Annotated in this window: 21 protein-coding genes and 1 riboswitch; of the genes, 5 read left to right on the top strand and 16 right to left on the bottom strand. The window is 65.9% G+C overall.

The window, feature by feature from the left end:
* Positions 1-72: 72 nt before the first annotated feature.
* The 11 genes from ACYVF5_RS05895 to ACYVF5_RS05945 form a co-directional block, all read right to left on the bottom strand.
* Entirely contained in the window at positions 73-396 is a 324-nt protein-coding gene (locus ACYVF5_RS05895; protein WP_460944292.1) for a DMT family transporter, read from the bottom strand.
* Between the two features lie 13 nt (positions 397-409).
* A riboswitch (guanidine-III (ykkC-III) riboswitch) is annotated at positions 410-474 on the bottom strand.
* 20 nt (positions 475-494) lie between these two features.
* Positions 495-653, bottom strand: coding sequence for a hypothetical protein (locus ACYVF5_RS05900; RefSeq protein WP_460944294.1), 159 nt, complete (start codon positions 651-653; stop codon positions 495-497).
* Between the two features lie 98 nt (positions 654-751).
* Positions 752-985 carry a hypothetical protein gene (locus ACYVF5_RS05905; protein WP_460944296.1) on the bottom strand — a complete coding sequence of 78 codons (234 nt, stop codon included), beginning with the start codon at positions 983-985 and terminating at the stop codon, positions 752-754.
* A gap of 85 nt (positions 986-1,070) precedes the next feature.
* Positions 1,071-2,207 carry a cysteine desulfurase family protein gene (locus ACYVF5_RS05910; RefSeq protein WP_460944298.1) on the bottom strand — a complete coding sequence of 379 codons (1,137 nt, stop codon included), beginning with the start codon at positions 2,205-2,207 and terminating at the stop codon, positions 1,071-1,073.
* A 42-nt stretch (positions 2,208-2,249) separates the two neighbouring features.
* Complete coding sequence (gene nadC / locus ACYVF5_RS05915) at positions 2,250-3,110, bottom strand: carboxylating nicotinate-nucleotide diphosphorylase (RefSeq protein ID WP_460944300.1); 861 nt, start codon at positions 3,108-3,110, stop codon at positions 2,250-2,252.
* On the bottom strand, positions 3,104-4,681 hold the full coding sequence (gene nadB, locus ACYVF5_RS05920) for an L-aspartate oxidase (RefSeq protein WP_460944302.1): 1,578 nt from the start codon (positions 4,679-4,681) through the stop codon (positions 3,104-3,106). Before nadB ends, nadC begins: the two co-directional genes overlap by 7 nt.
* Entirely contained in the window at positions 4,681-5,973 is a 1,293-nt protein-coding gene (gene nadA, locus ACYVF5_RS05925) for a quinolinate synthase NadA (protein WP_460944304.1), read from the bottom strand. The genes nadB and nadA overlap by 1 nt, the downstream gene beginning before the upstream one ends.
* Positions 5,970-6,692: an NUDIX hydrolase gene (locus tag ACYVF5_RS05930; protein ID WP_460944306.1), complete on the bottom strand. Its 723-nt coding sequence runs from the start codon at positions 6,690-6,692 to the stop codon at positions 5,970-5,972. Before ACYVF5_RS05930 ends, nadA begins: the two co-directional genes overlap by 4 nt.
* Before the next feature lie 149 nt (positions 6,693-6,841).
* A complete protein-coding gene (locus tag ACYVF5_RS05935; RefSeq protein WP_460944308.1) occupies positions 6,842-8,422 on the bottom strand; it encodes a solute symporter family protein in 1,581 nt (526 codons plus the stop codon).
* Positions 8,419-8,781 (bottom strand): DUF485 domain-containing protein, encoded by a 363-nt coding sequence (locus tag ACYVF5_RS05940; RefSeq protein WP_460944310.1) that lies wholly within the window; start codon positions 8,779-8,781, stop codon positions 8,419-8,421. Before ACYVF5_RS05940 ends, ACYVF5_RS05935 begins: the two co-directional genes overlap by 4 nt.
* Before the next feature lie 76 nt (positions 8,782-8,857).
* Complete coding sequence (locus ACYVF5_RS05945) at positions 8,858-9,628, bottom strand: CPBP family intramembrane glutamic endopeptidase (RefSeq protein ID WP_460944312.1); 771 nt, start codon at positions 9,626-9,628, stop codon at positions 8,858-8,860.
* 388 nt (positions 9,629-10,016) lie between these two features.
* Between ACYVF5_RS05945 and typA the strand changes: the two genes are divergently transcribed.
* Positions 10,017-11,921, top strand: a complete 1,905-nt coding sequence (gene typA / locus ACYVF5_RS05950; protein ID WP_460944314.1) for a translational GTPase TypA — start codon at positions 10,017-10,019, stop codon at positions 11,919-11,921.
* A gap of 111 nt (positions 11,922-12,032) precedes the next feature.
* On the opposite strand, the gene efeB is transcribed toward typA, so the two are convergent.
* The 3 genes from efeB to efeU are packed head-to-tail and all read right to left on the bottom strand — an operon-like array spanning position 12,033 to position 15,544.
* Positions 12,033-13,388 carry an iron uptake transporter deferrochelatase/peroxidase subunit gene (gene efeB / locus ACYVF5_RS05955; RefSeq protein ID WP_460944316.1) on the bottom strand — a complete coding sequence of 452 codons (1,356 nt, stop codon included), beginning with the start codon at positions 13,386-13,388 and terminating at the stop codon, positions 12,033-12,035.
* Between the two features lie 19 nt (positions 13,389-13,407).
* Positions 13,408-14,619: an iron uptake system protein EfeO gene (gene efeO, locus ACYVF5_RS05960; RefSeq protein ID WP_460944318.1), complete on the bottom strand. Its 1,212-nt coding sequence runs from the start codon at positions 14,617-14,619 to the stop codon at positions 13,408-13,410.
* Between the two features lie 46 nt (positions 14,620-14,665).
* Positions 14,666-15,544, bottom strand: coding sequence for an iron uptake transporter permease EfeU (gene efeU, locus ACYVF5_RS05965; RefSeq protein ID WP_460944320.1), 879 nt, complete (start codon positions 15,542-15,544; stop codon positions 14,666-14,668).
* Between the two features lie 173 nt (positions 15,545-15,717).
* On the opposite strand from efeU, the gene ACYVF5_RS05970 reads away from it, so the two are divergent.
* The 4 genes from ACYVF5_RS05970 (at position 15,718) to ACYVF5_RS05985 (ending at position 19,151) form a co-directional block, all read left to right on the top strand.
* Positions 15,718-16,224 (top strand): hypothetical protein, encoded by a 507-nt coding sequence (locus ACYVF5_RS05970; protein WP_460944322.1) that lies wholly within the window; start codon positions 15,718-15,720, stop codon positions 16,222-16,224.
* Between the two features lie 35 nt (positions 16,225-16,259).
* Positions 16,260-16,586, top strand: a complete 327-nt coding sequence (fdxA, locus tag ACYVF5_RS05975) for a ferredoxin (protein ID WP_460944324.1) — start codon at positions 16,260-16,262, stop codon at positions 16,584-16,586.
* Positions 16,587-16,588: 2 nt separating this feature from the next.
* Positions 16,589-17,710 carry a succinyldiaminopimelate transaminase gene (gene dapC / locus ACYVF5_RS05980; RefSeq protein ID WP_460944326.1) on the top strand — a complete coding sequence of 374 codons (1,122 nt, stop codon included), beginning with the start codon at positions 16,589-16,591 and terminating at the stop codon, positions 17,708-17,710.
* 130 nt (positions 17,711-17,840) lie between these two features.
* Positions 17,841-19,151 (top strand): citrate synthase, encoded by a 1,311-nt coding sequence (locus ACYVF5_RS05985; protein WP_460944328.1) that lies wholly within the window; start codon positions 17,841-17,843, stop codon positions 19,149-19,151.
* 153 nt (positions 19,152-19,304) lie between these two features.
* On the opposite strand, the gene ACYVF5_RS05990 is transcribed toward ACYVF5_RS05985, so the two are convergent.
* Together ACYVF5_RS05990 and dapD are read right to left on the bottom strand one after the other, a co-directional pair.
* Positions 19,305-21,863: a penicillin acylase family protein gene (locus ACYVF5_RS05990; RefSeq protein WP_460944330.1), complete on the bottom strand. Its 2,559-nt coding sequence runs from the start codon at positions 21,861-21,863 to the stop codon at positions 19,305-19,307.
* Between the two features lie 46 nt (positions 21,864-21,909).
* The gene (gene dapD / locus ACYVF5_RS05995; RefSeq protein WP_460944332.1) at positions 21,910-22,881 is read right to left on the bottom strand and encodes a 2,3,4,5-tetrahydropyridine-2,6-dicarboxylate N-succinyltransferase; all 972 of its coding nucleotides are present in this window, start codon (positions 22,879-22,881) and stop codon (positions 21,910-21,912) included.
* Between the last annotated feature and the right edge of the window lie 36 nt (positions 22,882-22,917).

Here is a 22,917-nt window from a genome sequence, read left to right on the forward strand (position 1 = left end):
CGGGGCCGGAGCGACGAGAAATCGCCGATTTCATCCTTCTGCCACGCCGTTTGCCTCTTCTGCGCTGCTCCGTCAGTGCGAGTCATCGACCAGCTTCAGCCCGATGATGCAACCGATCAGGCCGACCAGCAGAAGAATCTTCACCCACGACACGTCTGCATCCCCGGTGAACATCGACCACGCCACCGTCAGCGCAGCACCGATTCCGACCCAGACCGCATATGCAGTTCCGATGGGGATGTCACGCATGGCGATCGCGAGACCGCCCATGCTGAGAGCGAGCGCGCCGACGAAAACAATGCTCGGCCAGAGCTTCGTGAATCCCTCCGACTTGCCGAGCGCCGTCGCCCAGACCGCTTCAAGCACGCCAGAGGCGATGAGAATGATCCACGACATGACGATTCACTCCTGTGGCCAGTCTTGTCGCTGTCCGGGTACTGATCCGTCGTCCGGGGTCGCATCGCGCGACCTTCTCACACGATATCAAATGCCCGTCATGGAGCAGGGGCAGGGCCCTCGGTCGGCTCGGCATCCGGCAGCCAGTCCTCGAGCTGCTCCTCTTCCGGCGCGGTCAGCTCTTCGTCGTTCTGGTCAGCACCCTCAGCATCGCCACGCTCGCGCTTGTCTTCGCCGTTCTTGAACTGGTTCGTCATGCCCACACGGTATGGCGCCTTGCTCGCGACCTCAAGAGTCCGGTGAGCTCACCGTCGGGATGACCCGGAACGTCGTATGACCCGGAACGTCGGATGACTCAGAACTCCGATCGTCGCGAATCGATGGCGCCCGGATAGACACGACGGCGGACAACAGGAGCCGCGCGTTGAGCGCGGGTCGTCGCATACGGCTGGCCATCCGTCGGCATCGCCGAGGGGAGCCAATTCTTGAGGCGCACGAGCTCTGGCGCCAACGAATCCTCGAACGAGAGGTCGTACTCGTCGTCTGTCATCTGGCCGGCACGCTGAACCGGTTTCTGTGCCCCGCTCATGCCTTCACGCTACTCCGGCGAGTACAGCCGCTCAAGCATTCGACGAGCATCGAGGGGTCGTGGTCCGTCGTCACGGAGCCGGTCGTCAGAGAGAGGTCATGGCGCGCACTGACGAGCTGACGGCATCCGCCGTGTGCGTGAGCTGGTCCGGAGTGATGTCGGACGCCAGGCTGAAGCGAACTGCGGTCTGAGCCGTTGCCGGATCGATTCCGACCGCCGTCAGCACGTGCGAGGGCTCATCGCTGCCTGCGGCACACGCGGAGCCGCTCGACGAGACGACCCCGCGTCGCTCGAGTTCGAGCAGAATGCCCTCTCCGCTTGTTCCGGGAAAACAGAACGACGCGTGGTTCGGCAGGCGCTCGGTCGGATGCCCCGTGAGGAACGCACTCGGCACACCGCGAAGGATGTTGTTGATAAAGGAGTCCCTCATCGTCGTCACGCGTGCGGACCCGTCGGGCCGTTCGGCCTCGGCCATCGTGAGAGCGGTGGCGAGGCCGACGGCTGCCGCGACGTTCTCGGTGCCTGAACGGCGACCGCGCTCCTGGCCGCCGCCGTGGAGCACGGGTTCGATCGGGAGCCGGCCGCGCAGGTAGACGGCGCCGACACCCTTCGGAGCGCCGACCTTGTGACCCGAGATCGTGAGGGCGTCGACTCCGAGCTGTGACGCGGTGATACTGAGCCAGCCGGCCGCCTGCACGGCATCGCTGTGAAACGGGATCCGGTGGCGGAGGGCGACCTCGGCGATGCCGGCGACGTCGTTCACGGTGCCGATCTCGTTGTTCGCGTACATCACGGTGATAAGCGTTGTGTCGTCTCTCACGACGCTCGCGACGGCATCCGGCGTCACCCGCCCGGTGCCGTCGAGATCGACGAAGGTCACGTCGAAGCCGTGCAGGCGCCTGAGGTAGTCGACCGAGGCGAGCACGGCCTCGTGCTCGATGGCGCTCGTGACGATGTGCCGGCCGCGCGGGTCGCCGAGCGCGATGCCCTTGATGGCGAGGTTGTCGCCCTCCGTGCCCCCGCCGGTGAACACGACGTCGCCGCTCCTCACCCCCATAACGGCGGCGACAGCCGAACGAGCGTCTGCGAGGGCTGCCGCCGCGCGCTCGCCGACGGTGTGATGGCTCGACGGATTGCCGAACTCGCTCGTGAGAAACGGCCACATCGCCTCGATGACCTCCCGGCGGACGGGGCCGGTCGCGGCGTTGTCGAGGTACAACATCAGCGGGCGTTCCCGTCGGGCACGCGCTCGGGCGCGACCGGCTCAGGCATCGGCGCACACCACAACATCGAGCCCCAGATCGAGCGCACGCACACTGTGGGTGAGCGCACCGGCCGAGATCACATCGACGCCGGTCTCGGCGATGGCCCGGACCGTGTCGAGTGAGACGTTGCCGCTCGCCTCGACGATAGCCCGGCCCGCCACGCGGTCGACCCCGTGTCGCAGGTCGTCCACCGAGAAGTTGTCGAGCATGATCGTGTCGACGCCGCCCTCGAGAACGGCGTCGATCTGGTCGAGGTCGTCGACCTCGACCTCGATGTGGGTCGTGTGCGGGAGCTGCTCGCGCAGGCCCCGGATCGCGTCGCTGACTGCGACCCCGCCCGCCGTGAGCACCGCGAGGTGATTGTCTTTCGCCATCACCGCGTCAGACAGTGAGAAGCGGTGATTGTGACCGCCGCCGGAGCGGACGGCGTGGCGCTCCAAGGCCCTGAGCCCCGGCGTCGTCTTGCGGGTGTCGACGATGCGCGCACGGGTGCCGGCGATCTCTTCAACGAAACGCGCCGTCAGCGTCGCGATTCCCGACATCCGCTGTGCGAAGTTGAGCCCGATCCGCTCCGCCTGGAGCACCCCGCGTGCGGGACCGGCGACGGTCGCGAGACGATCGCCGCGCGCGAACCTGTCGCCGTCGCGGCGGTGGAGCGTCACCCGTATCGATTCGTCTGTCAGGCGAAAAGCCGCCGCAAAAACGTCGCCGCCGCTGAAGACGCCGTCTTCACGCGCGACGAGATCGGCCGTCGCGACGGCGTCGGCCGGGATGAGCATCTGGGAGGTCAGATCGCCCCACGGTGCGTCTTCGTCGAGCGCTGCACGCACCGTGCGGTCGATGGTCGAAGCGGTCAGCATACGAGTGCCTCCTGCGCATCGGTGACGAAAATCGTCGGGATGGCCCTGGTCGGGTCGGACCGCGGGTGATCAGAACGAAAGTGGGCGCCGCGCGATTCCGTTCGCCTGATCGCCGCGTCGGTCATCGCCGACGCGATCGTGACCAGGTTGCGGTTCTCGACCTGACGGATGCCGTCCGCTCCCGTCTCGAGATCCGTTCCGTCGTCGAATTCCCGGCTCCAGCGCGCAAGCGTCTCGGCCGCGGTCTGCAGGCCGGCGCCATCGCGCAGCAGGCCGACGTGTTCCCACATAAGCTTCTGCAGCTTCTGGCGGACCTCGCCGACGAACGCGAACCGCTGCCGCCTCGCCCGGCTGATCGTGGGTGGATGCGCGTCGGTTCCGGCGGGAAGCCGATCGAGAGCGGACGCCGCACGAGCGCCGAACACGGCGCCCTCGAGAAGCGAGTTGGAGGCCAGGCGGTTCGCGCCGTGCACCCCCGTTCGCGCGACCTCTCCGACGGCGAGCAGCCCCGGCAGGTTCGTGCGCCCCCACAGGTCCGTGACGATCCCGCCCATCGCATAGTGGGCGGCAGGCGCCACCGGAACACCCGTGCGGGACCAGTCGATCCCCGCCGCCCGAACAGCCGCGTCGACGCTCGGAAAGCGGGCGGAGAGGTGCGCGGCGCCGAGCGCCGTCGCATCGAGGGTCACCGGCCCGCCGCGCGACGCCATCACCTGCGCGATGCCCCGCGCCACCACGTCTCGCGGCGCGAGCTCGGCCGCAGGGTGGAGGTTCTGCATGAACCGCCTTCCCTCCCCGTCGCGCAGCACGGCGCCCTCGCCGCGGACGGCCTCCGAGAGCAGGAACCCGGTGCCCGTCATGGCCGTGGGGTGAAACTGGTAGAACTCGAGATCGGCCACGGCGGCGCCGGCCCTGATCGCAGCAGCCAGGCCGTCGCCCGTTGCGACGGCGGGGTTGGTCGTGTGCTCGAAAAGCTGACCGAGGCCGCCCGTCGCGAGCACAACGGCATCCGCCCTGACCTCGACGAGGTCGCCGTCCGGTGTGAGAAGGAGCGCGCCGCGAACACCCGTGGGGTCTCTCAGCAGATCGACCAGGACAGTGTGCTCCCTGATCATCACCCCGCTGCGCTTCGCCCGTGTGATGAGCGCACGCTGTATCGCCTCTCCGGTGGCATCGCCGCCCGCGTGGAGCACACGGGGAGCCGAGTGCGCGGCCTCGAGCCCGCGTGCGGGCACGCCGTCGACGCCGTCGAACTCGACACCCCAGTCCGCGAGGTCGTGAAGGCGAGCGGATGCCTCTGTGCAGAGAACGCGGACGGCATCCGGGTCGCAGAGGCCGGCGCCTGCGGCGAGGGTGTCTGTGATGTGGGCGTCGACGCTGTCGAGGGGGAGACCGGCGGCCTGGCGGTCGTGTGCGCTCGTCATCACACCGGCGATTCCGCCCTGCGCTCGCCTGGTGTTGCTCTCGCCGACCGCCCCCTTCGTCACCACGGTGACCCGGTGGCCGGCGGCGGCGGTGATGGCGGTGACCAGGCCGGCGATCCCGCTGCCGATCACGAGCACCGTCGCCATCAGCGGTGCTCCGGTGGTTTGGCGGCGAGCATCCGCTCGAGTGCCACGCGTGCGGGTTCGGCGACGTCGTCGCCGACGGTGATCCGGTTGAGAACGGCGCCCTCGACGAGGGACTCGAGCACCCAGGCGAGATATCCCGGGTGAATCCGATACATCGTCGAGCACGGGCAGACTACGGGGTCGAGGCAGAAGATCGTGTGCTCGGGGTACTGCGCGGCGAGGCGTTGCACGAGGTTGATCTCGGTGCCGATCGCGAACGTTGTGCCCGCGGGCGCAGCCGCGATGGCCTTGGCGATGTAGTCGGTCGACCCCGCTTCGTCCGCGGCATCGACGACCGGCATCGGGCACTCGGGGTGCACGATCACGCGGACACCGGGATGCCGGGTTCTCGCCTGCTCGATCTGGTCGACGGTGAAGCGTTTGTGCACTGAGCAGAACCCGTGCCAGAGAATGACCCTGGCGTCGTCGAGGGAGGGCTCGTCGTTTCCGCCGAGCGGACGGTTCGGGTTCCACATCGGCATCTGCTCGAGGGGGACGCCCATGGCCTTCGCGGTGTTGCGGCCGAGGTGCTGGTCGGGAAAGAAGAGCACACGCTGCCCGCGCTCGAACGCCCATTCCAGAACCGTCTGCGCGTTGGAGGACGTGCAGACGATCCCGCCGTTCCTTCCGCAGAATCCCTTGAGTGCCGCCGAGGAGTTCATATAGGTGACAGGGATCACCGGAACACGGCCGGAGGCATCCGGTTCGGTTCCATACAGGTCGGTGAGCTGCTCCCAGCATTCCTCGACCTGATCGATGTTCGCCATGTCGGCCATCGAGCATCCGGCGGCGAGATTGGGCAGGATGACCGCCTGTTCCGGCTGCGAGAGCAGGTCGGCGGTCTCTGCCATGAAGTGCACGCCGCAGAAGACGATCGCCTCGGCCTCTGTGCGCGCCTTCGCCGCGTTCGCAAGCTGAAAGGAGTCCCCGACGTAATCCGCGTATCGGATGACCTCTTCGCGCTGATAGAAATGGCCGAGGATGACGAGTCGGTCGCCGAGCGTCGCCTTGGCGGCCAAGATCCGTGCATCCAGGTCCTCGTCCGATGCGTCGCGATACTCGCGCGGCAACTCGCCCTGTCTCGGCGAGCCGGTCGGGATCACGTCGCCCATCGACGCTCCCGGCCCGTATCCGGGAGGAGCAGAGTCGAAGAGCCACGGGCTTTTCACCAGGTCGGGGCTGCACGCCTCTGCGGGAGCGCGGCCGGCGTTGATCAGCTGGATGGTGGCATCGACTGAAGGGGTGAGCGTCATGAGTGCTCCAGGTTGTGGGTGCGGGTGTCGGAGAAGAGCGGGCCGTGGTCGACGAGCTGTGCAGAGCTGTTGTATCTGTAGAGACGGGCGGGGCGGTGCCTGGCACCGGTCTGAAAGCTCTCTGTCGCGATGACCTGGCCGGAGCCCTCGATCTGGCGTCGAAAATTGGCCGGGTCGAGCTGCTTCTGAAGGACGGCCTCGTGAACCTCACGCAGGTCGGTGAGTGTGAACGTCTCGCCGAGGAACGCGTGGGCGATGTGACTGTATTCGAGCTTGTTGCGCAGGCGCCAGAGCGCGTAGTCGACGATGCGGTTGTGATCGAACGCGAGAACGGGAAGGTCGTCGGCTTCGAACCACCTGACGTTCTCGGTGAGCACGGCGCGATCTGCTTCGTCTGCGCCCACAAGCGCCCAGTAGACGATCGAGACGACGCGGTCGCCGGGGGAGCGCCCGGTGTCGCCGAAGGCATAGAGCTGCTCGAGATATCTCGGCGAGAGCGCGGTCGTCTCGTCAAGGGTGTTGGCCGCGGCTGTCGAGAGGTCTTCGTCTGCGCCGAGAGGGCCGCCTGGCAGAGCCCACATCCCCTTATAGGGTGAGCGAACGCGCCGCACGAGCGGGAGCCACACGGTGCGAGCGCCGGATGCTCGTGCGGGCCGGAGTGCGAAGATCACTGTGGACACCGCGAGATCGACCTTCTGACCCGGTCTGCGTTCCGACATCGCGTCCTCCGTTCACGCGGCAATAAGAGTCATGCTGACTCTAAGTCTCTATCTTAGAGTCATGTCGACGTGAACTCACAACTCGCACGCGTCCATACGCGATGCGAACGCCCTCCCGGGGGAGGGCGTTCGCATCGCGCGCGAGACGGTTAGTGGTGTGACGCCTTCTCTGCGCCGTGACCGGTGAGAGAACGCACCTCCATCTCGGCGGCGATGCGTGGATCCTCTTTCACCCGTGACGTGACCGTTCCCAGCCAGCCGAGCAGAAAACCCAGCGGTATCGAGACGATCCCGGGGTTGCTGAGGGGGAACCATGCGAAGTTCGCGTTCGAGAACATCGACGTCTCAGCCCCCGAGACCACCGGGGAGAAGACGATCAGGACGAGGGCGGATCCGAGCCCGCCGTACATGCTCCAGAGTGCGCCGCGTGTGGTGAACCGGCGCCAGAACAACGAGTACAGGATCGTCGGCAGGTTCGCGCTCGCCGCGACGGCGAAGGCGAGAGCAACGAGGAACGCGATGTTCTGCCCCTGCACGCCGATGCCACCTGCTATCGCGAGCAGTCCGATCGCCACAACCGTGATGCGCGCGACCTTCACCTCGCCGTTCGGCGGCACCTTTCCCCTTTTGATGACGTTCGCGTACACGTCGTGCGCGAACGACGCGGCGGCCGTGATGGTGAGCCCGGCCACAACGGCGAGGATGGTGGCGAACGCAACGGCCGAGATGATCCCGAGCAGGATCGACCCGCCGAGTTCGAACGCGAGCAGGGGAGCGGCTGAGTTCACACCGCCGGGCGCGGCCAGGATCCTCTCCGAACCGACGAGGTACGCGGCGCCGTACCCGAGCACCAGCGTGAACAGGTAGAACAGGCCGATCAGCCAGATCGCCCAGACGACGCTCCGCCGTGCCTCCTTCGCCGTCGGAACGGTGTAGAACCGCATCAGCACGTGCGGCAGGCCCGCTGTGCCGAGCACAAGTGCCAGCGCGAGCGACACGAAGTCCAATCGGCTTATGCCTGTGACGCCGTACTGCAGTCCGGGGTTGAGGATGCCGTCTCCCGCGGTCTGGGCGGCCTGCCCGAGAAGAGCGGAGAGGTTGAACCCGTTGAGGGCGAGCACCCACACGGTCATCACGCCGGCGCCTGCGATGAGCAGCACCGCCTTGATGATCTGCACCCAGGTGGTGCCCTTCATCCCCCCGATGAGCACATAGAGGATCATCAGCACACCGACGACGGCGATCACCACCGACTGCCCGATCTCGTCTGCGACGCCGAGCAGCAGAGACACCAGGCCGCCGGCGCCGGCCATCTGGGCGAGAAGGTAGAAGAAGCAGACGGCGAGCGTGGCCGTGGCTGCGGCGAGGCGAACCGGGCGTTGCTTGAGCCGGAACGACAGAACGTCTGCCATCGTGAACTTGCCGGTGTTCCTGAGCAGTTCGGCGACGAGCAGCAGCGCCACGAGCCAGGCGACCAGAAAACCTATCGAATAGAGGAATCCGTCATAGCCGTTCACGGCTATCGCCCCGCAGATGCCCAGGAACGATGCGGCTGAGAGGTAGTCGCCTGCGATGGCCGCGCCGTTCTGTCCGCCGTTGAACGAACGACCGGCGGCATAGAAGTCGTTGGCCGTCGTATTGCGGCGTCCCACCCTGATGACGATGATCAGGGTGACGAGCACGAATGCCGCGAAGATCGAGATGTTGAGGATCGGCTCGCCGATGTTCATCGTGGGGCCTCCCCGCTCTCGGATTCTGCCTGTTCGAGTTCGGTGCGGAATCTCTGGGCAGCGGGGTCGAGCTTCCTATTGGCGAATGACACGTACCAGGTGGTGATGGCGAACGTCGTGACGAACTGGCTCAGTCCGAAGAGCAGTCCGACGTTGATGTTGCCCCAGACCTTGATCGACATGAACTCGTGTGCGTAGTCCGCGAGAAGCACATAGACGAAGTACCACACGAGAAAGGCGATGGCCAGCGGAAAGACGAATCGTCGGTGTCTGCGTTTGTGCTCGACAAAGGGTGCCGACTCTTCGATCGCAACGTAGTCGATGGCGGAGACAGGCTCACTGGCATACTCGTCCGACACGGATCCCCCCGAACTGTGCGCCACTCTGCGCACTTGGGCACACGATACTGCGATCGTTGTGCCCTGAACAGGGGTGTCACTCGGTCGGCAGGAACAGCCCCGGCCACCACATCGCGGCGAGTGGATAGCCGACGAACGACACGATGTCGATCAGCCAATGGGTGATCACCAGAGGCATCACACGGCCGTACCTGGTGTAGAACCAGCCGAAGAGCACACCCATCACGACGTTCCCGATGAACGGGCCGATGCCCTGGTACAGGTGATAGCTGCCACGGAGGAGCGCCGACGACAGGATGATCGTCCATTTCGACCAGCCGAGCTCCGCGAGCCGGGTGAACAGATAGCCGATCCCGATGACCTCCTCGATCAGCGCGGCTTTGAGCGCGGCGAAGATGAGGATCGGGATGGTCCACCAGTATGCGTCCAGCGGGGTGGGCACCACCGCGACGGTGATCCCGATCGCGCGGCCGATCGCATAGAAGACGAGCCCGGGGATGCCGATGGCGAGGAACAGCGCCAGGCCGCCGGCGGCATCCCTGCCCGGCTTCGCGAAGGTGAGCCCGATGCGTTCGAAGCCGCTGGTGCGTGGCGACCAGAGCAGGTAAAGCGCGAGAGCGACGGCGAAGAGATCGAAGAAGATGCCGAGAAACTGGTAGCTGAAGTCGAGCCACTCGAGTGGCGATTGGGACTGATTGAGCCCCGCGGCCTGGTCGGACAGGGGAGTGTCTGCGGTCAGCCTCGACACGATCGACACGATCGAATAGACGGCGGATGCCCCGAGCGAGAGTCCCAAGACGATGGCGATCTCCCACCAGAGGCGGCTCCTGCGTGCTGTTGGTGTCACTCGTCGATCCTGCCACCCCTGGGAACCTGCTGCAAAGTCTGCATGTCAATGGGGCAAGATCCGCAGTCTTCTGCGCTGGTGTCGGGATCCTTGCAAGAAAAGGCGATCAGACACCACTCTGTGTAGATCGCACACCCGAAGATGCCCCGCATTCGCGGCTGTGTGACGTTATGTTCTTCTGGTTCGGCGACGGGCGCGGAGGTCTGACACCTGTGCGTACGACAGAGAGCTCGGCAGTCTGGGGTTGCGCCTGTCGGTCGGCACCTTGACGTCGCCGGTTCGGCCGGCCGGACCGTGTAACGCATACGTTCAGCCTGCAGCGGGTAGAATGATTCGTCGCGGGTTTCTCCGCAGCACTCCACACACGTGAACTGAAGGACATTTCTGCATGGCAATCGCCACACGTACCGATCTCCGTAACGTGGCGATCGTCGCACACGTCGACCATGGCAAGACGACACTCGTCGACGCCATGCTGCGTCAGACGGACTCGTTCTCGGCCCACGAGCACGTTGAAGAGCGCGCCATGGACTCGAACGAGCTCGAGCGCGAAAAGGGCATCACCATCCTCGCCAAGAACACGGCGATCTCTTATAACGGTGTGCATGCCAACGGAACACCGATCACCATCAATGTCATCGACACCCCCGGCCACGCCGACTTCGGCGGTGAGGTCGAGCGCGGCCTGTCGATGGTCGACGGCGTTGTGCTGCTCGTGGACGCGAGCGAGGGCCCACTGCCGCAGACCCGTTTCGTGCTGCGCAAGGCGCTCGAGGCGAAGCTTCCGGTGATCCTGCTCGTCAATAAGACCGACAGGCCGGACGCCCGCATCGACGAGGTGGTCAGCGAGAGCCAGGATCTGCTTCTCGGTCTTGCCAGCGACATCTCCGAAGACAACCCGGAGCTCGACCTCGACGCGATCCTCGACGTTCCCGTCGTCTACGCGTCCGGCAAGGCCGGGCGGGCTTCGACCAACAAACCCGAGAACGGTGCGCTGCCTGACAGCGAGGACCTCGAGCCGCTCTTCGACGCCATCCTGACTCATATCCCGGCGCCGACCTACGACGACCAGCACCCGCTGCAGGCCTGGGTCACCAACCTCGACTCGTCTCCGTTCCTCGGTCGCCTGGCGCTGCTGCGTGTCTTCAACGGCACCATCAACAAGGGCCAGACCGTCGCCTGGGTCAGGCACGACGGCTCCGTGTCGAACGTGCGTGTGACCGAGCTGTTGAAGACGCGGGCTCTCGACCGTTACCCCGCCGAGAGCGCCGGGCCTGGCGACATCGTCGCGGTCGCCGGCTTCGCAGACATCACCATCGGCGAGACGCTCGCCGACCCCGATGACGTCAGGCCGCTCGAGACCATCACCGTCGACGACCCCGCCATCTCGATGACGATCGGAACGAACACCTCGCCCCTCGTCGGCAAGGTCAAAGGACACAAACTCACGGCTCGTATGGTGAAAGACCGCCTCGACCGTGAGCTCGTCGGAAACGTCTCGCTCAAGGTTCTCGACATCGGCCGGCCAGACGCCTGGGAGGTGCAGGGCCGAGGCGAGCTGGCACTGGCGATCCTCGTCGAGCAGATGCGTCGCGAGGGCTTCGAGCTCACCGTCGGCAAACCTCAGGTGGTGACGCGTCAGGTCAACGGCAAGACGCACGAGCCCTATGAGCACCTGACGATCGACGTGCCGGAGGAGTACCTCGGTGCGATCACCCAGCTGCTCGCCGCGCGCAAGGGTCGTATGGAGGGCATGACGAACCACGGAACCGGCTGGGTGCGTATGGAGTTCATCGTTCCGAGCCGCGGCCTCATCGGGTTCCGCACGGAGTTCCTCACGATCACCCGCGGCACGGGCATCGCCAACGCCATCTCGCACGGATACGAGGAGTGGGCCGGTCAGATCGTGACCAGGAACAACGGCTCGATCGTCGCGGACAGAGCAGGAGTGGTCACGCCGTTCGCCATCATCGCCCTTCAGGAGCGGATGACCTTCTTCGTCAACCCGACAGAAGAGGTCTATGAGGGGATGGTCATCGGCGAGAACTCCCGCGCAGACGACATGGACGTCAACATCACCAAAGAGAAGAAGCTGACGAACATGCGTCAGTCGACGTCAGACACGTTCGAGTCGATGACGCCGTCACGCCAGCTCACTCTCGAACAGTGCCTCGAGTTCGCCCGCGAAGACGAGTGTGTGGAGGTCACCCCAGAGATCGTGCGCATCAGAAAGGTCGAACTCGACCAGAACGCTCGCGCCCGATCGACATCGCGACTGAAGAAGCAGGCCTAGCTCACACGAAAGCGCAGCCATGCACGGTGTGCGCGGCCGAACGACAAACGGCCGCGTGCGCCGTCGTCAGCCTGGTGCCGGCCCCTGACCGACGGCGGCGAGTTTCTCCGTCTAGGTGAAGAGGGTCTCTCCGACGAAGCCGTTTGCGCTCGCACCAGGCGGCACCGCGAACAGGGCGGAGCCGACGTGTTTGATGTACTCGTTCAGCGTGTCGTCTGCCAGTGTGCGCTGCACGGTGATGAACTGCTCAGGAGAGCGCTGGAACGAGATGAAGAAGAGCCCGGCGTCGAGCAGCCCGAGCGTGTCGTTGCCATCGACGTAGTTGTAGCCGCGGCGAAGGATCCTCGCACCGCCGTTCTGGTCGGGATGCGCGAGTCTCAGGTGCGATGCCGCGGGGATCAGCTCATCGCCCGTCGCGCCCTTCGCCGTGAAATCGGGGGCGGTGAACTCCTTTCCTCCCGAGAGGGGAGCGCCCTCGCCCTTGGTGCGACCGATGGTCTGCTCCTGGTCCACGAGCTGCTGGCGGTCCCAGACCTCGATGATCATCCTGATCTTGCGGGCGACGAGATAGGTTCCGCCCGCGAACCACTGCTGATCGTCGTCGCCGGCCCAGAGATGCTCCGCGATCTGGTCGGTCTCCTCCGCCTTGAGATTGGCCGTGCCGTCTTTGAACCCGAAGAGGTTCCTCGGCGTCGTCTGGGTCGTCGAGGTCGACGATGTGCGCCCGAATCCCAGTTGCGACCAGCGGATGCTCGCACGGCCGAAGGCGATCCGGCTGAGATTGCGGATGGCGTGAACCGCCACCTGAGGATCGTCGGCGCACGCCTGGATGCACAGATCGCCTCCCGTCCACTCCGGGCGGAGGGCGTCGCCGCGGAATCGCGGGAGGGTCACCAGGCCTGCTGGCGTCTGCGAGGCGATGCCGAAACGATCCTCTTCCTCTCCGTCGGTGAAGAGGGACGGACCGAACCCGAAGGTGACCGTCAGCGCGCTTGCCGAGAGCCCCAGGGCTTCTCCGGTGTCGTCGGGCGGCGCGTAGTCCGACCCGCCGATCGCGCCGCTCTCGCTGACATCGAGCCCGGCCGTCAATCTCGCGGCCGCCGCGCTCCAGTCCCTGAGCAGGCCGACGAGACCGTCGCGGGTGAGACCGGCAGAGACATCGAAAGCGGCGAAGTGCAGTCGATCCTGCGCGGGTGTGGTGATCCCCGCCTGGTGGACTCCGTGGAACGGATGCACGGACGACGCCGGCTGGCTGCCGATGGCTGCGGCTGCTCCCAGCGCTCCGGCTCCGCCGCCGACGACGAGACCGGCGGCGCCGGCGGAGAAGAGCCCGAGCATGCCACGACGGGAGAATCCGCGCGGTGTCGCTTCATCGGCAGTGGCCGGAGGGGCAGTTTCTCGCGGCCCTTCCGCGCCGACCGGACCGACGCCGCCCGGCCCCCCGGCGTCGCGCCGATCCTCGGTCAAAGGTCACCTTCCGGCACGGTCAGAGCCCGAGAACGGTCTGTGTCAGATTCGAGAGCGGCTCCGCGAGGGCGTTCACGGCGTCGGACAGCTTCTTCTTCTGGTCGTCGGTGAGTTCCTTGTAGTTCACGAACCCGTCATCGATGCTGCCGTACTGCGCGAGCTGTGACTCGAGGGCGTCGAACTCGGTCTCGATCGACGAGACGAGCTGCTCGCCATCGTCTCCAGAGGCCAGGGCGATCTCGCGGACATTGCCGAACGCGACTCGGGCGCCCTGCACGTTCGCGGCGAAGTCGGTCAGGTCGGTCCCAGACCACCAGTCCTCCTCACCGGTGATCTTCCCAGAGGCGACCTCGTCGAGCAGGGCGATCGCGCCGTTGCTGATGTCGCCGAGCGTCACGGTGAAATCATCGGCGTAGACGAGGTCATACAGCGCCTGCACATCAGAGACGAGAGCGTCGCCGATCTGCCGGCGTTGCTCGGGTGTCGAGGCAGACCAGTCAATGAACGCGTCTGCTCCGTCGGAGTTGAGCGCGCCGGCGGCCGGTGGCCACAGGTCTTTCTCGATCCGGTGGAAGCCGGTCCAGTCCAGACCCTCTGCGACGGCGTCGACCTCGCGGTAGTCGATCCTGGGGTCGAGGTCACCGAACGCCTCGGCGGTCGGCTCGATGCGCTCGTAGAAGGCGCGGGTGGAGGCGAAGAGGTCGCGAGCGGTCTCGTCGTCACCCGCGACGTAGGCGTCGACGAACTTCTGCACGGCGGGAACCAGCTCACCCGCCTGAGAGGTGACATACGCGATGTAGTTGGTGACCGCCGCCTCGCTGAGCTCCTTCTCATCGGCTGAGAGCTCGGCCGAATCGCCGGTCACCGTGAATTCGGCCAGTCCGATCGGAGCACCGACCTGCTGGAACTTGCACGCGGTGTAATAGGTGCCCGCGCTCAGCTGCGCGGCGTAGTCGACGCTCTGGCCGGGAGCGATGTTCTCTTTCTCTCCCACGATCCTGAGCTTGTCGTCGGCGAGGATCTCGAACTCGTTGACGTCTGTGCCGGTGTTGGTGATCGTGAACACAACGGCGCCGGCGGATGCCGTCGCCGCAGAGACATCACACGTGTCGTCGGCGATGTCGACGGCCAGGGCGGCATCCTCGTTCGAGGCGTTGTTGGCGACACAACCCGTCAGGGCGACGGCCAGCGCACCTGCCGCGGCAATGGACGTGAGTGCAGATCTGTGCACGGATGACTCCTGTTCGATTCGGCACGGTTCAGTGCGATGAGATGGTTCAGTGCGAGGGGATGGTGCTGTGTGATCCGGCGGTGACGTCGGTCTTCGATGGCCCGTGCTCGCGCCTGCGCCGACGACTGCCGAAGACCTGCCTGACGAAGAGCGCGACCGTCACGACCAGGTAGACGAGCCAGGCGGCGAACTGAAGTGTCGTCGGCTCCGGGGTGAAGTTGAAGATGCCGGCGAGCACCGTGCCGTACCAGCTGCTCGGCGGGATGGCCGACGCGAGTGAGAACGCGGTCTGACCCCACCCGGGCAGGACCGACGCCTCTTGAAGGTCCCCGACGCCGTATGCAAGCACACCGGCTGCGACCACGATCAGGAGGAAGCCGGTCACCGTGAAGAACAGCGAGAGATTGACGCGAACCAGCCCGCGGTAGATCAGATAGGCGATGGCGACAGCGATCAGGATGCCGGCGACGGCTCCGATCGTGCCGCCGAGGGCGTCTCCGGACGAACCGGCCGCCGCCCAGACGAACAGCGCCGTCTCCACTCCTTCTCTCGCGACGCTCACGAAGCCGATGATCACGATCCCCCCGGCGGTGCCACGCAGAGCGCGATCGAGGTGGGACTCCAGCTCGTGTGCGAGCGTGCGCGCATGGTGCCCCATCCAGAAGATCATCCACGTGACGAGGCAGACGGCGACGAGGGAGAGTGTGCCGCCGAGGATCTCCTGACCCTGAAAGCTGAGGCCGTACGGACCCCAGGTGAGAACCGCGCCGACGCCGAGGGAGAGCGCAACGGCCAGGGCGACGCCGAGCCAGAGGCGGGGCAGCACATCTCGGCGGTCGAGCTTGCGGAGATAGGCGACGAGGATGCCGACGATGAGCGCCGCCTCGAGGCCTTCGCGCAGGCCGATCAGGATGTTTGCGAACAAGGGACCCCTACGTAGTCGATGGTGCGGGGTGATCGCGCCATACACAGATAAGCTAAGGCTTGCCTTAGCAAGATAATCGAATCGGGCGTCTCTGTCCATTCCGTCGCGCCTCGCCTCCGCGAACGGCAGGTCGCTCCCGTCACTGTCACAGTCAGGTGTGGCAGGATGACGCCGTGACATTCGACCGACAGCAAGAGGCTCCCCACGACGCCCACGTCGACCGGTTGCCCGCACTCGAACGCGACGAGGAGCATCCGACCGCGGCGGCGCGTGTGCTCAGCTCTCTTCTCTCGCTCGTCGTCGGCATCGCCTACGGTGCCATCGGCACCGTCGCACACGTCAACACGATAACCGTGTTCGGCGTCGAGATCCCGTTGGGACTCGTTCTGGCCGTCGCCGGAGCGATAGCGCTTCTTCTCGGATTCCGCCTGGTGCTCGATGACCGGTTCGCCGTGCTCTGCGCCGCCATAGGCATGGTCGCCACGGTCGGGCTGTTGTCGATCGAGAGCGCAGGCGGAACCGTGTTGATTCCTCAGGGCGGGCCGGGGCTCGTCTGGACGCTCGCCCCCGTTCTGATCGGCACAGTCATCGTCGCGTGGCCCGCGCTGCCGCCTCGCCGCGCTCAACGGCCCTCGCCCGTGGCCACGGCAGAGGCGGGCGAGGCCTCGCACGAGGATTAGACTGGAGGCATTGACTCGAAGGGATCGAACCCGCTGTGACCTACGTGATCGCTCTGCCGTGTGTGGACGTCAAAGACCGCGCCTGCATCGATGAATGCCCCGTCGACTGCATCTATGAGGGCGAACGGTCGCTGTACATCCACCCGGACGAGTGTGTGGACTGCGGGGCGTGCGAGCCGGTCTGCCCGGTCGAGGCGATCTATTACGAAGACGACCTGCCAGAGGAATGGGCTGACTACTACACGGCGAACGTCGAGTTCTTCAACGAGATCGGGTCGCCAGGCGGAGCCGCGAAAGTCGGCGTGATCGCATACGACCACCCCGTCATCGCCGCGCTTCCGCCGCAAGCGCACAACGCCTGACGATGGCGCTCGGACCCCTGCCTGAGTATCCCTGGGATGCCATGGCTCCATACGCGGAGAAGGCTCGCTCCCATCCAGACGGCATAGTGGACCTGTCCATCGGTTCACCTGTCGATGCGACGCCGACGGTGATCAGGGCGGCGCTCGCCGAGGCGACGGACGCCCACGCCTACCCGTTCACCGTGGGCACGCAGACGCTTCGTGAGTCCATCGTGGACTGGTTCGCCCGGCGACGAGGAGTCACGGGCCTCGAGCCGCGCAACGTCGTTCCCACCATCGGTTCCAAGGAGCTCGTCGCGCTGATGCCGCTGATGCTGGGGGTCGGCGACGGCGATGTCATCGTTCACCCACGCGCGGCCTACCCGACCTACGCGATCGGTGCGACGATCTGCGGCGCGACCGCCCTTCCCGCAGACGACCCTGCTGACTGGCCGGACAACACCAGACTCGTTTGGCTCAACTCTCCGGCCAACCCAGACGGGCGCGTTCTCGACATCGCCGCGCTGCGAGCGGCGGTCGCTCGCGCGCGCGAACTCGGTGCGGTCATCGTCAACGACGAGTGTTATGCCGAACTCGGCTGGGACGACCAGTGGGCGGACTCTCCCGTCCCGAGCATTCTCGACCCGAGGGTGATCGAGGGCAATCGGCGGAATGTGCTCGCGATCTACTCCCTGAGCAAGCAGTCGAACATGGCCGGCTACCGTGCCGCGTTCGCGGCGGGGTGCGCGACGGTGATCGAACGCCTGGTGAACGTGCGCAAACATGCCGGGCTGATGCTGCCCGCGCCCCTGCAGGCGGCGATGGTGGCGGCGCTGGCGGACGACGAACATGTGGTGAACCAGAAAGCCGTCTACCGTGCTCGTCGCGATGTGCTGAAACCTGCGCTCGAGGCCTGCGGCTTTCGCATCGACAACAGCGAGGCCGGGCTCTACCTCTGGGCGACGGAGGGCAGGGATGCCTGGGAGTCTGTCGACCGACTCGCCGAACGGGGCATCCTCGTCGGCCCAGGGCATTTCTACGGCGATTTCTCCCCGCAGCACATACGCCTGTCGCTCACCGCGACCGACGAGCGGGTGAGCGCAGCGGTCGCCCGGCTGACCGCAGAATCGATGGCTGGCGGATAGCTCCAACCGATCCGGCAGAGCTTTGTCTGATGCGGCAGTATCTCGCAGAGGCGATTAGGCTGTATCCAGGTCACTGTCGAGTGGGCGGTCGGCCATCGCAGTTCGATCAACCAATCATCAAGGAGGCGCCGTGGGCGACGCCCTGCATCAGTCATCGACAGAGCCCCAGAAAGCGACTCTCGCGTTTCCGGGGGGCTCAGCGGAGTTTCCCCTGGTGCCTGCCTCGCAGGGGGCATCGAGCCTGGACGTGTCGACGCTGACCAAGCAGTCGGGGCTGACCGCTCTCGACTATGGGTTCGTGAACACGGCGGCCACGAAGTCGGCCATCACGTATATCGACGGTGACCAGGGAATCCTTCGCTATCGCGGATACCCGATCGAGCAGCTCGCAGGCGGTTCGACCTATCTCGAGGTCGCCTGGCTCCTCATCCACGGCGACTTGCCGACCGCCGACGAGCTGGGCGAGTTCGATGAGCGAATCAGGCGACACACTCTGCTGCACGAAGATCTCAAACGATTCTTCTCTGCGTTGCCGCACACAGCGCATCCGATGTCGGTCCTCTCGAGCGCGCTCTCGGCGCTGTCGACCTATTACGAGAACGGCACAGCTCCGCACGACCCGCACGAGGTCGACATCACAACGGTTCGCCTTCTGGCCAAGCTCCCCGTGATCGCGGCATACGCACACAAGAAATCGCTCGGCCAGGCCTTTCTCTACCCGGACAACAGCCTGAGCTTCGTCGACAACTTCCTTCGCTTGAACTTCGGGAACCTCGCTGAGCCGTACGACATCGACCCGGTGCTCTCACAGGCCCTCGAACGACTGCTCATCCTGCACGAAGACCACGAGCAGAACGCGTCGACGTCGACGGTCAGGCTCGTCGGATCGACCGGCGCCAACCTCTATGCGTCGGTCTCGGCTGGCATCAACGCGCTCTCCGGTCCGCTGCACGGTGGGGCGAACGAGGCTGTGCTCGAGATGCTCGGACGCATTCGCGACTCCGGCGAAGGAGTACAGCGTTTCGTCGAGCGTGTGAAGAGCAAAGAAGAGGGCGTCAAGCTCATGGGCTTCGGCCACCGGGTCTACAAGAACTATGACCCGAGGGCGAAGATCGTCAAGCAGAGCGCCACCGAGGTGCTCGCACAGCTCGGTGTGAACGACCCGCTGCTCGACCTCGCACAGGAGCTCGAGCAGATCGCCCTCGAAGACGACTATTTCAAGGAGCGCAGGCTCTATCCGAACGTCGATTTCTACACGGGCGTGATCTACAAGGCGATGGGGTTCCCCACACGCATGTTCACAGTGCTGTTCGCCATCGGGCGCCTGCCCGGCTGGATCGCGCACTGGCGCGAGATGAACGCAGACCCGCAGTCCAAGATCGGGCGGCCCCAGCAGCTGTACACCGGCGAGGGAGCGCGCGACCTGCCCCAGGGGCGCTGACGGCGGCATCCTCTCGCTCGAGACCCGATCTCGCTCGAGACCCGATGGCGGGACTCGACGGCCACGATGCGCAAGCGCGGAGCTCAGTTGTTCCGCGGGCGGTGAACATCGGAAACCCGCCACTCGCGGTGCCGACCACCCGGTGTCACGTGGTCAGCGTGTGTGCGCGTGCCTCAGCACGAGCGTGTTCTCTGCCGACTCCGCCACCGAACCGGCAGAGAACGGCCACGCTCGCTGCTCACCGGCCTGCCACAGGGTGGTCTGGTCCACATAGTTCGGGTGGTAGGCGTGCCCGGATGCCCCGGCGAGATTGATCCAGGTCGATCTGTCGAAGTCTGAGAGGTCGACGACCATCCGCATCGACGGCACCCAGTTGACCTCGTATCCGTCTGGCGGGTACCAGCCCATGGCGTTGACCACGGACGAACCGCCGCCGACGGGGTACGGGCCGCGGTTGAAGAGGGTTTCGAGCACGGGAACGCCCGAGGCGCCGAAGCTCTCGTTGCGCAGAGTCAGGGTGTGCAGGCTCGACCACTCCCAGCGGTCCGAATCGTCTCCCATTCGCTCGGACGCCTCGTGCCAGGCGGCGTCGAGTGCCGCGATGAGCGCCTGGTCGCGTCCGGCGGCGTCGCCGTCATTCCACCAGGGCGAATCGGGTTGGTCGAGCAGCGAGCCGACGACCTGGAACCATCGTGCGCTGCCCTGCGGCGGGATCTCCTCCGGCAGCTTCGGCGCAAACGTGTTCTCGAGCAGCGTCTTCCAGAACACGTTGAAATAGGCGCTCGCGGCGCTCGAGGCGTCATCGCGGCGGTCCCACTCGGCGAGCAGGCGCTGGCCGTCTGCCGCCCTGCCGCTTGTGGTGAGCGCGGTCAGCACGGGGACGATCCTCTCGGCCATCGCGTTGTGCGTGTCGGTCTGAATCGTCCGCATGTCGCCGGCGGTGACCGTGGTGTCCGACCCGATCAGGTCTTCGAGCAGCATGCTGATGCGCGATGCGCGGTAGCCCGCGTCCCAGTCGCGGGTGATGAAGACGGGGTAATCCGGTCCGACGACCGCGTTGTTCGCGGTGGCGATATAACCCGCCACGGGGTTCTGCACGTTCGGAAGGCTCTCGAACGGCACAGAGCCGCTCCATCCGGCGGCGCTCGTCCAACCCGGCTGAGGAAGGGTTCCGTCACCCTGGCGTCGCACAGGAACGACGCCGGGCATCTGGTAGCCGATGTTGCCTGCTGTGTCGGCGTATACGAGGTTCTGCGCGGGAACTTCGAAGAGGCGAGACGCCTCGCGGAACGTCGACCAGTCAGATGCGAGGTTGACGGCGAAGATCGCGGATGCCGTGCGTCCCGGTGTCAGTGCCGTCCACTGCAGCGACAACTCGTACTCGCCCTCCGGCATGCCCGCCGCGGCCGGGTACCCCGATCCGATGGATTCGAACTCCCGATCGATGCCCGTGACGATGGGGCCGCGGCCCGTCGAACGAACGTCGATCGTGACATCCTCGCCTCCGGCCACCGCTATCGTCTCGGTGCGGACCTCGAATGGCACGATGACACCGTCGAGTTCATAGCCGTCGCCCGTCACCCGCTCGATATACAGGTCGCTGACGTCTGGGCCGAGGTTCGTGAAGCCCCAGGCGATCGACGCGTTGTGGCCGATGACCACCCCTGGTGTGCCCGAGAAGGTGTAACCGGCGACCTCGAACGGGCACTGCTCAGTGACCTCGGCGCAGTGCAGGCCCATCTGATACCAGATCGAGGGGAGCGAGGGCCCGAGGTGGGGATCGTTGGCGAGCAGCGGCATCCCCGTGTTCGTGTAGTCGCCGGACACGACCCACGAATTCGACCCGAGGTCGTTGCCCGCGTCGCCGAGCAGATCGGGGAACGACGAGAGAGCGTTGTGCAATTCGCTGAGAGCCCCTGAAGCGTCGTCAACGGCGTCACCAGGATCGGGGTCCCCGGCACCCCAGGGGCGAGACTCCAGCGCCGCCGGCGCTGCACCGGGCGCAATAAGAGGGTTTTCATCAGAGGGATACGAGGGATAGAGGTCGGCGACCTGCTCAGGCGTCAGCTCAGACGACAGGATCGCCCTGTCGACCTCTGATTCGAGGTTTGAGCGCATGTCCCACGCCATGGCCTTGAGCCAGGCGACAGAGTCGACAGGGGTCCACGGCTCGGGTGTGTAGCCCGGATTCTGCAGAGCGAGCACCGAGTACTCGAGTGAGAGGTCGGGTCCTGTTCGCTGCTCGAGATAGGCGTTCACGCCGTCTGCGTACGCCTGGTAGTAGCCGAGGTCCCTCTCGCTGAGCATCTCGACCTCCTGCTCGGCCACGTGCCGCCATCCGAGGGTCCGCACAAAGGTGTCTGTGCCGACCTGGCTCTCGCCGAAGAGCTCCGAAAGCCGGCCGGAGGTCACGTGGCGGCGAAAGTCCATCTCCCAGAAGCGATCCTGGGCGTGCACGAACCCCTGCGCGAGAAAGAGGTCTTCTGCGGTGCTCGCGACGAGCTGGGGGATGCCTGCGTCATCGCGATAGACCGTCACCTCCGAGGTGAGCCCGGGAACGTCGAGTTCGCCGTCGAGCCGCGGGAACGGCCGCTGGACGGTCCATACAACGAGAATCGACGCCACGATGCCGAGCACCGCTATCGCGCCGATCACGCTCAGCAGACCGGTGGCCGTGCGTGACCTTCTCGCGCGGGGTGTTTTCGGAACCATGTGCACTCCTTTGTGACAGGTCGGTCAGGCGACGGCGGGAACCGGGTCAGGCGTGGAGGGCCTCATTCAGGGTGACGCCGGCGCCGGTGCGGGCGAGGGCCTCGACGGCACCCGTGAGCGAATTGCGGCGGAACAGCAGGTTCGGCACCCCGGACAGCTCGACGGCCTTGACGGTGCGCGGCGAGCCGGGAGCGTCTCCCTCGATGAGGGTGACCTTCGTCCCGGCCGTCACATAGAGCCCGGCCTCGACGACCGAGTCGTCTCCGATCGAGATGCCGATCCCCGAGTTCGCCCCGAGGAGCGCCCGCTCACCGATCGTCACCCGCTGCGAGCCCCCTCCAGAGAGCGTGCCCATGATGGACGCGCCGCCGCCGATGTCAGACCCGTTGCCGACCACAACGCCCTGCGAGATGCGGCCCTCGACCATCGACGCCCCGAGGGTTCCGGCGTTGTAGTTGACGAATCCCTCGTGCATCACGGTGGTTCCGGGTGACAGATGCGCGCCGAGACGCACACGAGACGCGTCGGCGATCCGAACGCCGCGGGGCGTGACGTAGTCGATCAGACGTGGGAACTTGTCGATCGACGAGGCCTGAATGCCGTGCAGCGAGAGCGGGCGGCGAAGCTCGTCGAAGTCGTCCGGATGCACGGGGCCGGCGTTCGTCCAGACCACGTTCGGCAGGTGAGCGAAGATCCCGTCGAGATTGATGCTGTTCGGTGTGACGAGAAGGTGGCTCAACAGGTGGAGCCGGAGGTAGGCATCCGCCGTCGACGCCGGCGCGCTTGCCAGGTCGATCTCGGTGGTGACGACGTCTGTTCTGACCCGTCGACGCTCGTCCGTCACCGCGAGCGCCTCGATCTCGGCGGGCGCGATCCACCTGTCGCGTCCCTTCGGCAGCGCGCCGAGCCTCGGTTCCGGATACCACGTGTCGAGCACCGTGCCGTTCGATGACACAGATGAGAGGCCGTAGCCCCATGCCGATGTGGATGCGGAGGAATCGCGAGGGGCCGTCGTCATGCTTCAAGGCTAGCGAATCCGGCGGCCCCGGACGGA

Source organism: Okibacterium endophyticum (assembly GCF_054780075.1).

What these genes read in the sequence shown, in the direction of transcription:
- ACYVF5_RS05895 (WP_460944292.1), bottom strand. Translation starts at nt 396, where the DNA reads ATGTCGTGGATCATTCTCATCGCCTCTGGCGTGCTTGAAGCGGTCTGG.
- ACYVF5_RS05900 (WP_460944294.1), bottom strand. Translation starts at nt 653, where the DNA reads ATGACGAACCAGTTCAAGAACGGCGAAGACAAGCGCGAGCGTGGCGAT.
- ACYVF5_RS05905 (WP_460944296.1), bottom strand. Translation starts at nt 985, where the DNA reads ATGAGCGGGGCACAGAAACCGGTTCAGCGTGCCGGCCAGATGACAGAC.
- ACYVF5_RS05910 (WP_460944298.1), bottom strand. Translation starts at nt 2,207, where the DNA reads ATGTTGTACCTCGACAACGCCGCGACCGGCCCCGTCCGCCGGGAGGTC.
- nadC (WP_460944300.1), bottom strand. Translation starts at nt 3,110, where the DNA reads ATGCTGACCGCTTCGACCATCGACCGCACGGTGCGTGCAGCGCTCGAC.
- nadB (WP_460944302.1), bottom strand. Translation starts at nt 4,681, where the DNA reads ATGGCGACGGTGCTCGTGATCGGCAGCGGGATCGCCGGCCTGGTCACC.
- nadA (WP_460944304.1), bottom strand. Translation starts at nt 5,973, where the DNA reads ATGACGCTCACCCCTTCAGTCGATGCCACCATCCAGCTGATCAACGCC.
- ACYVF5_RS05930 (WP_460944306.1), bottom strand. Translation starts at nt 6,692, where the DNA reads ATGTCGGAACGCAGACCGGGTCAGAAGGTCGATCTCGCGGTGTCCACA.
- ACYVF5_RS05935 (WP_460944308.1), bottom strand. Translation starts at nt 8,422, where the DNA reads ATGAACATCGGCGAGCCGATCCTCAACATCTCGATCTTCGCGGCATTC.
- typA (WP_460944314.1), top strand. Translation starts at nt 10,017, where the DNA reads ATGGCAATCGCCACACGTACCGATCTCCGTAACGTGGCGATCGTCGCA.
- dapC (WP_460944326.1), top strand. Translation starts at nt 16,589, where the DNA reads ATGGCGCTCGGACCCCTGCCTGAGTATCCCTGGGATGCCATGGCTCCA.
- ACYVF5_RS05990 (WP_460944330.1), bottom strand. Translation starts at nt 21,863, where the DNA reads ATGGTTCCGAAAACACCCCGCGCGAGAAGGTCACGCACGGCCACCGGT.
- dapD (WP_460944332.1), bottom strand. Translation starts at nt 22,881, where the DNA reads ATGACGACGGCCCCTCGCGATTCCTCCGCATCCACATCGGCATGGGGC.